Source organism: Paenibacillus alginolyticus DSM 5050 = NBRC 15375 (assembly GCF_000422905.1).
In the GTDB taxonomy this organism is placed as follows: domain Bacteria; phylum Bacillota; class Bacilli; order Paenibacillales; family NBRC-103111; genus Paenibacillus_E; species Paenibacillus_E alginolyticus.
Genome location: NZ_AUGY01000054.1, coordinates 14,683 through 27,410 on the forward strand (window position 1 = coordinate 14,683; position 12,728 = coordinate 27,410).

Here is a 12,728-nt window from a genome sequence, read left to right on the forward strand (position 1 = left end):
GAGCGGAGTAGAGCCGAATCTGCAGCAAAAGTAAAATAGAGATATGCTTGCTGAAGATCCCGAGTATCGCAAACGGTTTCAGTAGGCAAATGCCAACTAGTAAATGGGGGAGTACTATGAAGAAGAGATTCATGTCCGCAAGCGCACTCATTATAGGGTCTATGCTTTTTCTATCCGCATGCGGCAACAATAGTGGAGATACGGCACCAGTAGCCGGGGATAAAACGGCAAAGCCGGAGGAAAAACCGACGGAACTGACTGTTGCTTTTCCGATTTTCGGTGCAGTGCCTAAGGATTTGTCCTTGGTGCAGGATTCCATTAATCAAATCACACAGAAAAAAATCAATGCAACTGTGAAGTTGACGCCGATCAGCTTTGGGAACTGGGATCAGCAAATTAACCTGATGTTGAGCAGCAGCGAAAAGCTGGATTTAATGTTTGTTGGAGGCAACAATTACAGCAGTTATGTTTCCAAAGGTCAAATTGTTGCCCTTAGCAAACTGCTCGAACAGCATGGCCAAGGAATAGCAAAAGCGATGGATCCGGCCTACTTGAATGCAGCCAAGATTTCTGGATCAATCTACGCAATTCCAACTGTCCGCGACTTTGCCGCGTATAATGGTCTGACAATGCGGAAGGATTTGGTCGACAAGTATCAAATCGATGTCAGTAAAATTCGTACGCTAGACGATGTGGAGGCCACATTGAAAACGATCAAGGAGAAAGAGCCAAATGTGACGCCGCTGATTCCAGGCAATATCGGCAGAACGATGCTCGATTCGTATCGGACGTTCGATATGCTCGGTGATTCTCTCGGCGTTCTTCCGAATTTTGATAATAACCTCAAAGTAGTCAATTTGTATGAAACGGAGGAATATGCTCAGTTTGTCAAGAAGATGAGGAACTGGTACACATCTGGCTTGATTCTGAAAGACGCCGCAACGAACAAAACTTCTCAGTTTGATTTGATTAAGTCTAACCGCGGATTCGCCTATTTCTCCAATATGAAGCCAGGGTTTGAGCAGCAGGAAACGAAGAGCAGCGGTGTGCCGGTTGTCACAGCAAGCTTGCTTCAGCCTGTTTCTACAACAACGAACGTCACTGGTGTCATGTGGGGGATACCAATTAACTCCAAGACACCGGAAAAAGCCATGGATTTCCTTAATCTGATGTATTCGGACAAAGATATCGTCAACCTGTTCGATTGGGGTGTGGAAGGGAAACACTATGTCAAATCGGACAATGTCATCGACTACCCTCAAGGCGCTGACGCCAAAACCTCGGGCTACAGCCTGAATATGGGATATATGTTCGGTAATCAATTCCTGTCCTATGTATTTAAGGGTGACGATCCAAAAATTTGGGAGAAGATGGATCAATTCAACAAATCGGCATTAAAGTCGAAGGCGTTGGGCTTTACGTTCGACGCAAATCCGGTCAAGGCTGAATATGCTGCGGTAACCAACGTGGTTACGCAGTACAAGCTTCCGCTAGAGACGGGGGGTGTCGATCCGGAGAAAATCTTGCCAGAGTTTATCTCCAAGCTGAAATCCGCCGGAATTGACAAAATTATCGCAGAGAAGCAAAAGCAGCTCGACGAGTGGGCGAAAAAAAGTAAGTAATCATTTCGCACTTATTCATTTGCCCCGGTCAACATCCTTGTTGGTCGGGGAATTTTTTGACAGAAATACGATCATCAGAAATAACCACTGAAAGGGGAAATTATTATGGTACAAATCATGCCATTAAACGATCACTGGATCTTCACGAAAACTAATAATCCCACCTACGTATTCGAGTCCATACAAGATGGTCAGTCTGTCACACTGCCTCATTCTTGGAACGATACAGACGGTCAAGGTGGTAGCGAAAAGTACTTTCGGGGGCAATGCTGGTATCAGCGGATTTTGGACATTTCCCACGAGGATTTGACCAAACGCATCTACCTTGAAATCGGCGCCGCCGGGAATATGGGTCATGTTTATGTCAATGGCAACATGGCCGGGGAAAGCCGGTGCGGATATGCCATGTTTAGGGTCCCTTTAACCCCCTACTTGAAGGAGGGGGAAAATCTTATCACCATTATGGTTGATAACGGCTATGACAGTACGGTGTTCCCTCTAATGGCGGACTTCACCTTCTATGGCGGCTTGTACAGAGAAATGAGTCTACTTGTCATGGACGAGGTCCATTTTGACCTTATGGATAACGGACGGGATGGTGTCTATCTGACACAGCGGAAAATCTCCCCAGAAACGTTTGAATTGGACGTTCATGGTCAAATCGTGAATGAATCCTCCGTTTTGAAAGAGGGGTCACTTCAGATACAGGTTAGGGATGAAGCAGGAAAAACGGTTTTGGAGGCAAGCTCAGAACTTGCTCTTGGAAATGAAGCGAAATTCAGTATAAAAAGCGAAGTCGCAAATCCGATTCTATGGGACGGCGTAGATCAACCCTATTTATACACGGTAGAGGTATCCGTCCTCTCCGAGGGACAAGTCTGCGATTCGCGGATTATAGCAATAGGTTTTAGAACGGTTGAAGCGACTACGGAACAAGGTCTGCTCTTGAATGGCAAGCCAGTCAAGATAAACGGCGTATGCCGTCATCAGGACTTCGCCGGTGTAGGCAATGCCATTACGAAAACGCATATGGATGAAGATATGGCCTTGATCCGGGAGATCGGAGCGAACAGCCTTCGTCTTGCCCATTACCAGCATGATGACTATTTTTACAGCTTATGCGACCGTTACGGACTGCTGGTATGGGCCGAAATTCCATTTATCAGCATTCCTTCCACCAAGGACCCGGAAAATCATAATGCGGAAGAACAGCTGGAGAAGCTTATTAAGCAGGCCTATAATCATTGTTCTATCTATTGTTGGGGTATTCAAAATGAGATTACAATTGCCGTAGAGACGGAGCAAACCTATAAGACTATCAGAAAACTGGAGGTTCTAGCTAAACATTTAGACCCTAATCGCTTAACTGTTCAAGCCAATATTAACGGCGTTGAAAATAACAGTATTATAAATAGCTTTACTGATCTGATTGGATACAATTTATACTATGGCTGGTATTATGGTGAAATCAAAGATTTGCAAGATCGCCTTGATGAGTTTCATCGAGCTCAACCTAAAATTCCTATAATCGTATCCGAATACGGGGTGGATACGAATCCTAAGTACCATTCTTACACGCCTCAAGTCCAGGATTATACGGAGGAATACCAGCTGTTATTCCATCAAAATGCTCTGGAAACCTTCGATAAGCGAACGTTTGTGTTGGGCGGATATGTATGGAACATGTTTGATTTCGGCAGCGCCAATAGAAATGAAGGCGGCGAAACCGGGAAGAACTTGAAGGGACTTGTTACCATTGACCGGAAAATCAAAAAGGACGCCTTTTATCTTTATAAAGCTAACTGGTCTAAGGTTCCTTTCGTTCATTTAGCCGGCCGACGATTTACGAATAGACACCAAGAGCTTAATGATATTGCGATCCTGTCTAATGTGCAAGATGTTAAAGTTTATTTAAATCATACCCTTCTTACCGAAATTAAGAGCGACTCACCGATGAAAATCATAAAGGATGTTCCATTGATCGCTGGGGAGAATTATGTAAAAGTCGAAGCTGCGGATGAATTTGGCGTCATCCATACGGATGAAATTGTGCTTCATCATGCAGCGGAAATAGATCGAAATTATATCCACGTTAAACCGGAAAAGGAAAAAAATGTCGTTAACTGGTTCGAAAAATTTGATCTGTCCAATGCTGAAACTATCGAATTGAGAGATGGGTACTTTTCTACCTTTGACACGATTGAAGACCTCTATAGCAATGAAGAGGCTAAAGCGGTATTTCTCAAATATTTCGAACATGTGACGAATAATCCTTTCTTTGAGGTGACGAAGGACGTCATATCAATTGAGAAAATGGCCCAATTGACGTTCTACAATATCCCGCCGGAATTAATCCCTGTTATAAATAAGGAACTTAATGCCATCCAAAAATAAAGATTTACGTGCCCTGGTCAATATGCCCGTGACCAGGGCTGTTTTTCGTCAAAAATGGTTGTAAGGATAGTCGTGAAAGTGCAAACCAGAAGTCGTAGAAACAGTAGTGGGACGAACAGGATTTCATTATTATGAGTGTAGAGCAAGATATATGGAAAGGGGAACTTACGGAATGACAAAACGTACACAAAGCAATGCCAGGAAGAGAATATGGAAATACAGTCCACTCTATCTAATGATGCTTCCGGGCATTGCATACTTGATCATCAATAATTATTTACCAATGTTCGGTCTCACGATTGCTTTCAAGGACATCAATTTCGCTAAAGGAATATGGGGGTCCGATTGGGTAGGTTTTCAAAATTTCAAGTTTCTGTTCCAAACATCTGACGCTTATGTCATTACCCGCAATACGATTCTTTATAACGCAGCTTTCATTGTGATCGGCCTCGTCGTTGCGGTGGGCTTCGCCATTCTGCTTAACGAAATCAAGAGCAAGTTTGCGTCCCGTCTGTATCAAAGCATTATTATTCTGCCATTTCTGATTTCGATGGTATTGGTCAGTTATCTCGTATTTTCGATGCTGAGCATCGAGAGCGGATTCATGAATAAGACGGTCCTAACGGCGCTAGGCATCGAGCCGATTTCTTGGTACAACGAGCCGAAATACTGGCCGGTCATTCTGACCTTGGTCCATACCTGGAAGGGCGCAGGGTACGGATGTATCATTTACCTGGCTGCAATCATCGGCATTGATCCAGAATATTACGAAGCGGCGAAGCTGGACGGGGCATCCAAGTGGCAGCAAATCCGTACGATTACGATACCGCTGATCACTCCCGTCATCATCATGCTGACGCTCCTAGCGATCGGGCGCATTTTCTACTCAGACTTCGGCCTGTTTTATCAAGTCCCGATGAATGCAGGAGCACTCTTCAGTACTACGAACGTCATCGATACGTACGTGTTCCGCGGTCTATTGCAGCTTGGTGACATCGGCATGTCATCAGCTGCTGGCTTCTATCAATCGATAGTCGGATTCGTGCTCGTTATCGTCTCCAACTATGTTGTTCGAAAAGTCAATAAAGAAAACGCGCTGTTCTAAGGGGGATATACATGAATAATGAAAATCGTGTTTGGCAGTGGGCCGCACATCTTGTGATGATCTTGTTTTCACTCAGTTGCCTGCTTCCGTTTGTGCTTTTGACAATGTCGTCTGTAACGGATGAAAAGACAATCCTGCAGAATGGGTATTCTTTTTTTCCAAAACAATTCAGTTTAAACGCATACGAATATTTGTGGCAGCAATCGTCGCTCGTTTTTAACGCTTACGGGATTACAATTCTCATAACCATAATAGGGACAACGGTAAGTCTATTAATCACATCGTTGCTCGCTTATCCTTTATCGCGTCGAGATTTGCCGGGCGGAACGTTCTTCGCCTTTCTGCTGTTTTTCACTTTGTTGTTCAATGGCGGCCTTGTTCCAACGTACTTGATTTATACACAACTATTCCATATCAAGAATACGCTGTGGGCGTTGATTGTTCCGGGACTTTTAATGAATGGCTTTAACGTGCTTCTCATGCGAACGTTCTTTATGACGACAATTCCGGTTCCGGTATTGGAATCGGCCAGCATAGACGGTGCAAGCGAATTTAAAATGTATTACAAAATTGTACTGCCACTCTCGCTGCCGATTCTGGCCACCGTCGGCTTGTTTCAAGGATTGGCTTACTGGAACGACTGGAATAACGGATTAATTTATGTAACCAACCCCAAATTGTTCAGTCTACAGAACGTACTCAACCGGATTATGAGCGACATTCAGTTCTTGGCTAGTAACAGCGAGATCGGCTCGCAAGCTGGGGAGAGCATTGCGCAGCTGCCGAGCGAAACATTCCGCATGGCGATTGCGGTGATTGCGGTGATCCCGGTTCTGATCGCATATCCGTTCTTCCAGAAATACTTCGTCAAAGGCATGACCATTGGTGCTGTTAAAGGTTGATTTCATTACATTAGGAGGGTAACCATGAAAAAAAATATTCAAGAATTGATTTCACAAATGACTTTGGAAGAGAAAGCTTCTCTCTGCTCGGGACTTGACTTTTGGCATACGAAAGGGATAGAGCGGCTCGGCATTCCGTCCGTCATGATGACGGATGGGCCTCATGGACTTCGTAAGCAGCGCGCGTCGGCAGATAATTTGGGACTGTTCGATAGCGTTCCTGCTACGTGCTTCCCATCTGCAGCGGGGCTTGCTTCTTCGTGGGATCGTGAGCTGATCGGCAAGGTCGGTGTGGCGCTAGGGGAAGAGTGTCAGACTGAAGACGTCGCCATTTTGCTTGGCCCCGGCGCAAATATCAAGAGATCGCCGCTATGCGGGCGAAATTTCGAATATTTCTCGGAGGATCCGTATTTGTCTTCTGAGATGGCTGCTGCTCATATTCAAGGGGTACAGAGCCAGGGCGTGGGCACGTCGCTAAAGCATTTTGCGGTAAATAATCAGGAACACCGTCGGATGACGACTAATGCGGTTGTGGATGAGCGTACGCTGAGGGAGATTTATTTGGCCAGCTTTGAGGGAGCAGTTAAGAAAGGTCAGCCGTGGACGGTCATGTGCGCCTATAACCAACTGAACGGCGAGTACTGTGCGGAAAATGAGCGTCTGCTTACGGACATTTTGAAAGACGATTGGGGACATGAGGGGTTTGTTGTTTCCGACTGGGGCGCAGTGAACGAGCGTGCAGACGGTTTGGCTGCAGGTCTTGAGCTGGAAATGCCGACAAGTAACGGCGCCGGTGACCGTAAAATCGTCGAATCGGTGAAAAGCGGCAGGTTGTCAGAGAAAAAGCTCGACTCGGCTGTTGAGCGAATATTGAACATTGTCTTCATGGCAGTCGACAGCAAGAAGCCGGATGCTTCCTATGATCCGGAGGCGCATCATATTCTAGCACGGGCAGTTGCGCGTGAAAGCATGGTGCTGCTGAAAAACGAGGATGGCATCTTGCCATTGCCGAAGTCCGGCAAAATCGCTGTCATCGGGCAACTCGCCAAGCAGCCGAGATATCAAGGCGGAGGCAGCTCGCATATTAAGCCAACCAAGCTCGAGGATATCAGCGAGGAGCTTGCCAAATCGGCGGGAAGCGGCGCGGAGATTGCGTATGCCCAGGGCTATGAGTTGAACGGAGACCAAACGAATCCACAGCTTTTGAAGGAAGCGATCAAGCTTGCAGAAGATGCATCGGTCGTTATTCTCTTCGTCGGTTTGCCTGACCGATATGAATCGGAAGGATTTGATCGCGAGCATTTGAACCTCCCGCTCAATCAATCGCAGCTGATCGAAGCGGTGACGGCAGTGCAGAAACGGACCGTGCTCGTGCTAAGCAATGGAGCTCCGGTGGAAATGCCTTGGATCGGCGGCGTAAAGGCTGTGCTCGAGGCTTACTTAGGCGGCCAAGCGCTGGGCGGAGCGATTGCCGATCTGCTTTTCGGCGATGCCAATCCTTGCGGTAAGCTGGCCGAGACGTTCCCTGTTCAGTTGAGCGACAATTCGTCTTATTTGAATTTCCCGGGTGATGGAGACCTTGTGGAATATAAGGAAGGGATCTACGTAGGTTACCGCTATTATGACAAGAAGAAGCTTCGGCCACTGTTCCCATTTGGTCACGGGCTTAGCTATACAACTTTTGAATACAGCGGACTGGTGCTGGACAAAGATGAGATGGACGACACCGATTCAGTCAACGTCTCGGTCAATATTAAAAATACCGGCAGCCGAGTTGGTAAAGAGACCGTGCAGCTTTATGTGCGGGATGTGCATAGCAGTGTGTCCCGCCCGGAGAAGGAACTGAAAGGATTCGTTAAAGTAGCGCTTAAGCCTGGAGAAGAGAAAACCGTCACCTTCACTCTCGACAAGCGTTCCTTCGCTTACTTTAACATGGAACTTAACGACTGGCATGTTGAGACAGGCGAGTTCGAGATTCTGGTCGGAAAATCTTCAGCGGATATCGTACTTAAGAGGACCATGCGAGTGAACTCGACGATAACGATAGCGAAGACGTATACCCGAAATTCAACAGTTGGCGATCTGATGGAGGATCCGCAAGCCGCTTCAATCGTAGGGGATTTGCTGAAGCATTCGCCGTTCGGCTCTTCTAACCACGAAGGGGAAGAGATGTCAGAACTGATGGCTGCGTTCCTGAAGTATCTGCCACTGCGCGGCTTAGCTTCATTTAGCGGAGGCGGACTTACAGATGAGTCTCTTGATTCATTGCTCGAGCGGCTGAATCAGGCAAACTTCATACCAAATGTGGTGAAATAGTAGGTTGTAGACAGATATTTGTAAGGAGTACTTCAAAACATATTTGTAAATCACCCTTTTTTGATCCAATTATCACTTCAAAACATTATTTGTAATTTATTTTTATATGAAAAGCCAGCAAACCCTTGTGTTTGCTGGCTTCTTGCACTTCAAAACCAATTTGTCACCCAATATATATGTTGTTGGATTACAAATTGGTTTTGAAATTGCCAATAAAGATTTGAAATGACAAACAAAGTTTTGAAATAAAAAAGCGTTCACTCACAATTCTGAGTGAACGCTTTTTTAACATTATAGAAAGTATAAGTTTTTTGGGGTGGAACCGGAGGTTCCCCCTTTTTAATTTTTTGCTAAAGTAAGGATATGAAACAGGACATCCTACACCGGATCTTCTTTGATGAGCACAGGCACTGGGAAGCCTTTGTAACCAAGCATGGAAAGAATATACGATCAGTAGTACTCAAAGAAATTGAAAAGTTTCGAGACTGCGGTAACCCAAAAAAGGGATTCAAACTGATGGCCTGCGAAGGATGCCATGACTTGAAGATGGTGCCGTATCGTTGCAAAGGGCGCTTCTGTACGACATGCTCTTGTGGTGAAACGGAAGAGTGGAGTCGTATGTTGACAGAGGACGTATTTCAGGTGAATCACCGACATGTCATCCTAACGATAGACGAGGGTCTACGAACTCTATTCCTGAAACATCGGGATTGGTTCAAACCCTTTAGGGATGAGGGAGTACGGTTAATCAAGGAGTATTTTGAAAAGAAATACAAAGTAACGCCAGGAGTCATTGCGGGGCTACACACATTCGGATCAAGGCTGAATTTCAACCCTCATATTCATATGCTAGTGACGATGGGAGGGATGGGGAAGAACGGGGAGTGGAAACCGGCCAAGGATTACATCCCATTCGAGATGTTAAGAAAACAATGGCAGACGGTGGTTTTGACAATGCATTAAATTCGTCCTGAAGCCTTAAATGATGGCATGAGAAGAGGGGCTGTGCCATGGGGTTTAGCCGATTTTTCGTCAATATTGGCGGGACCCAGTTTTGTTATAGGGCTAAAACCGCCAGGTTTACAGCAACCTATCCGAAGACCCGATCCGCGCCTTCGGATAGGTTGCGACCGTACTGCCGCTTGCGCCGACCGCCCCGACGATTCTCCCTTCGAATGACAATGGAATCCCCCCTCCGAACACGACCACGCGTCCGTGGTTGGTCGTATTGATCCCGTACAGCTCCCCGCTCGGGACGCGTTATCATAAGCGATCGAGAGTTTTGGGTGGCGAATAGCATACGGCTTCAGAACCGAATCATTCGATGGCTGGATATCCGTTTCCCCGAATTTACTTCAGTTTTTTCGGATTGGACCTGCAAGCGATCCATGGCGGCGCTTTATGAATTCCCTGCTCCAGCAGACTTACCTGGGGTGACTACAGCAGAAGTCATAGCAAGCTGGAGAAAGCACATGAAATGAGCAGGCGGAACCACAGGGCTAGAGAAGGCTACGCAGCTCATCGCTTCTCAGCTAGAAGTATAGGAGAAACGACAGTTCGGGGATTCATCGGGAGCATCTTTCTCCAATCGCTCGATATGCAATTTCCCGTTCTCCAAATTAACGCCGTCCAGCTCGTCTATGTGATCCGAACCCAGTTTAATCTTTGAAGAAGTGATTCGGTCCGTTCTTGAAGATATCCCTTTGCGGACAAGCTAACGGCAAGCTTTGTAACGTTAGGATCGATGCCATTCCAATTTGCTTTCGGTACAAGGTACTCTTCGAAATCTTTATGCTGACGGCTCCCGACAATGGATACGTCCCCGGAACGAACGTAATTCCTCAGTTCTGTCAGAAGTGCCATTTCGTAGTAATGCCGGTTGATGGTTCCGTCATCGTCGTAAACGTGCTTTTGGAGAGGCGAATACTTTTTCTGGACAACTACTTTTGGGCAACCCAGGTATTTAAAATCAGGAGTTTGGAACATATGTCTGCTGAATTGCTTCATAAGGGGTCAAATGACAGGTTCATCATGTAAAAAAAGTGCCGGTGATCGTCTGCGCTCTTTTTTGACTTTATCAGGAATTAATTTACTTACACCATCCGTTTTGCAAGGGATGATTAACAATAAATTGGGGAATATAAAAAAGACCGTGTATCAGAGAGCCTGCAAAAGCCTTGCTTTTGAAAAATCCAATATTTTAAGGGATACATAAATGTCTCCCCGACATCAAAACGAGCCTTAGAATTGATTCTAAATGCTCGTTTTTCTCGGGTCTTTAAGTTGATACTCAAATTAGCACTTTTGCAGCAGTCTGTATCAGGGTCCTGTTTTAGAAAGCGTAGATGATGATTCGTGGAAGCAAATAAAAGTGCACGAATTTTAATCTTGCTGTAATTGAACTTCGGCTTACCACCGATATCCTTGAGCGTTTTAAAATCTATTGTTCCGTTTTTAATGCCTTGGTATACTTTTCTTGTTCCTTAGCACTAATGGCACTAACGGAACCTTTGATAACGTTTTCTACACCAACAATATGACAAAAAAGCTTTTTCTTGAAAATCCAGACTAAAAACAAACCCGTCTCCGAGCTCATAAGTGAACCTGTATGGTTTCAAATAATCATCGTAGAAATCTTGAAATCAAGGTAATGCGTGCAGAGCCGACTTGTACCCACAACGGTTCGGTTTCCGGCTCCAGGGCTGTGATGGATACGGCACGGAAGGTCGCAGAGGTGGCTACCGGGTTATGCTGTCTTTGGGCTTTATAGAGCCAATATTTTAACTGGTGCAGCGTCAGGTCCTGTTCCGTACACCAAGCCTTCATCGTTTGCCCGCTTGCCGCCTGATAGGCCGCGATGCGCTGGGTCCATATTTCTTGCAATGTCTCTTCCATCATGAATCCATCCTCTCCATCTACGATGGATTCATGGTGACACGTTTTGCTTCCTATGAACAGGTGTGCGGGGATTGACGCTTACGTTGAACTATTCCCCCGTAAAAGGAAGAAAAAACTGGCCGTTGTTGTTTAACGAAGTGGGAGAACCGAAAAGGCGTTTTGGACAGTCATATTCTCCATCGAAAAGCCCCGTTGAAGCCAATATTGTCGGACAGGGTTCAAACCCCTCAACTCCCCAAATCCCTTGCCTAATATATGGAACCCTTTCAAGGGTACTTAAAAATTTCGCTTCAAACATGATATGAAGAACAATATCATTAATAATTTCAAGTTTTCTTATCACAAATTGAAGCCGACTACAAACAGCAGTCGGCTCTAACTTATTTCTTCTTGCGAATAAACGTATCACCTGCTTATTGGGCAAGGGAATTCTATTGTGTGCTTTCCAAGAACAGGTGTTTAAACAAAATTCTCTAGAACAACCTTGCCAATCGTCCTATTGCTCTCCAATAGCTTGTGGGCTTGGCGAAGATGCTCTGCTGAGATCGGTCCAAGTACTTCGGCGAGCGTTGTCTTCAATTTTTGATGATCCACAGCATCAGCTATCAGATTGAGCAGTAAGTGTTGCTCGATCATATCATCCGTTTCATAAAGCGAGCGCGTAAACATAAACTCCCACACGAAGGTGGCGCTTTTTTGCTTAAGCAATTTTAGGTTGAGCGGAGAGGTAGGATCATCAATTGCGCAAACGACTCCTTGGGGAGAAACGACTTCGCTGATGCCGGCCCAGTGTTTTTCCAAAGCATTCAGGCAGAAAATATACGGAACGCTTGAAAACCCAATTGCTTCAAGCTGCGGAAGGAGCGTGTCATGGTGATTAATAATATAGTCGGCGCCCATTGATTTAACCCAATCGACGGTTTCCGGCCGGGAAGCAGTCCCGATTACAATGAGCCCCGCTTGTTTTGCAAGCTGGATGGCAATGGACCCTACACCCCCAGCTGCCCCGATGATCAGCAGGGATTTTTCTTGGTTGGCGCCCGAATCTTGAGAAATCGACATTCGGGTAAATAATGCTTCCCAAGCTGTGATAGAGGTTAAAGGAAGAGCTGCCGCTTCCGCGAAATTCAAGGAAGTTGGCTTGCGCCCTACAATCCGTTCATCAACCAGATGGTATTCACTGTTTCCGCCTTGTCGTGCAATGCTGCCCGCATAAAAAACTTCATCCCCCGGACGGAACAACGAGCAGTCCGGTCCCGCCTCTTCAACAATTCCTGCAACATCCCAACCTAAAATTTTAGGAACTTCTTCAACTCTGTCTTTAGGCGCACGTACCTTAGTGTCAACCGGATTGACCGATATGGCGATAACTTTGACCAAAATGTCACGACCCGTCGCTCTTGGTTTCTCCACAACTACATCTACTAAGCTTTCTGGATTTTCAATTGGAAGGTATCGGGTTAGTCCTACCGCCTTCATTGTAGCCATAAT

Annotated in this window: 7 protein-coding genes and 3 pseudogenes; 6 read left to right on the forward strand and 4 right to left on the reverse strand. The window is 45.8% G+C overall.

From position 1 onward, the window contains the following. Nucleotides 1-116 precede the first annotated feature (116 nt). The 6 genes and pseudogenes from G519_RS0122770 to G519_RS44110 form a co-directional block, all read left to right on the forward strand. Nucleotides 117-1,622 (forward strand): ABC transporter substrate-binding protein, encoded by a 1,506-nt coding sequence (locus tag G519_RS0122770; RefSeq protein ID WP_029196666.1) that lies wholly within the window; start codon nt 117-119, stop codon nt 1,620-1,622. A 105-nt stretch (nt 1,623-1,727) separates the two neighbouring features. Beyond that, nucleotides 1,728-4,016, forward strand: a complete 2,289-nt coding sequence (locus G519_RS0122775) for a glycoside hydrolase family 2 protein (protein WP_029196667.1) — start codon at nt 1,728-1,730, stop codon at nt 4,014-4,016. 172 nt (nt 4,017-4,188) lie between these two features. Then, on the forward strand, nt 4,189-5,121 hold the full coding sequence (locus tag G519_RS0122780) for an ABC transporter permease (protein WP_029196668.1): 933 nt from the start codon (nt 4,189-4,191) through the stop codon (nt 5,119-5,121). Between the two features lie 11 nt (nt 5,122-5,132). Next, nucleotides 5,133-6,023 (forward strand): carbohydrate ABC transporter permease, encoded by an 891-nt coding sequence (locus G519_RS0122785; RefSeq protein ID WP_029196669.1) that lies wholly within the window; start codon nt 5,133-5,135, stop codon nt 6,021-6,023. Between the two features lie 24 nt (nt 6,024-6,047). Then, a complete protein-coding gene (locus tag G519_RS0122790; protein ID WP_029196670.1) occupies nt 6,048-8,339 on the forward strand; it encodes a glycoside hydrolase family 3 C-terminal domain-containing protein in 2,292 nt (763 codons plus the stop codon). A gap of 363 nt (nt 8,340-8,702) precedes the next feature. Next, nucleotides 8,703-9,296 (forward strand): annotated as a pseudogene (locus tag G519_RS44110) (IS91 family transposase); the annotation flags it as partial. Nucleotides 9,297-9,419: 123 nt separating this feature from the next. On the opposite strand, the pseudogene G519_RS53625 reads toward G519_RS44110, so the two are convergent. The 4 genes and pseudogenes from G519_RS53625 to G519_RS0122820 all read right to left on the reverse strand — a co-directional run. Next, nucleotides 9,420-9,596, reverse strand: a pseudogene (locus G519_RS53625) (heme-binding protein); the annotation flags it as partial. A gap of 304 nt (nt 9,597-9,900) precedes the next feature. Continuing rightward, nucleotides 9,901-10,253, reverse strand: a pseudogene (locus tag G519_RS0122805) (Tn3 family transposase); the annotation flags it as partial. A 708-nt stretch (nt 10,254-10,961) separates the two neighbouring features. Further along, entirely contained in the window at nt 10,962-11,237 is a 276-nt protein-coding gene (gene tnpA, locus G519_RS44115) for an IS66 family insertion sequence element accessory protein TnpA (protein WP_036633635.1), read from the reverse strand. 459 nt (nt 11,238-11,696) lie between these two features. Further along, a complete protein-coding gene (locus G519_RS0122820; RefSeq protein ID WP_029196672.1) occupies nt 11,697-12,725 on the reverse strand; it encodes a zinc-binding alcohol dehydrogenase family protein in 1,029 nt (342 codons plus the stop codon). Nucleotides 12,726-12,728 lie beyond the last annotated feature (3 nt).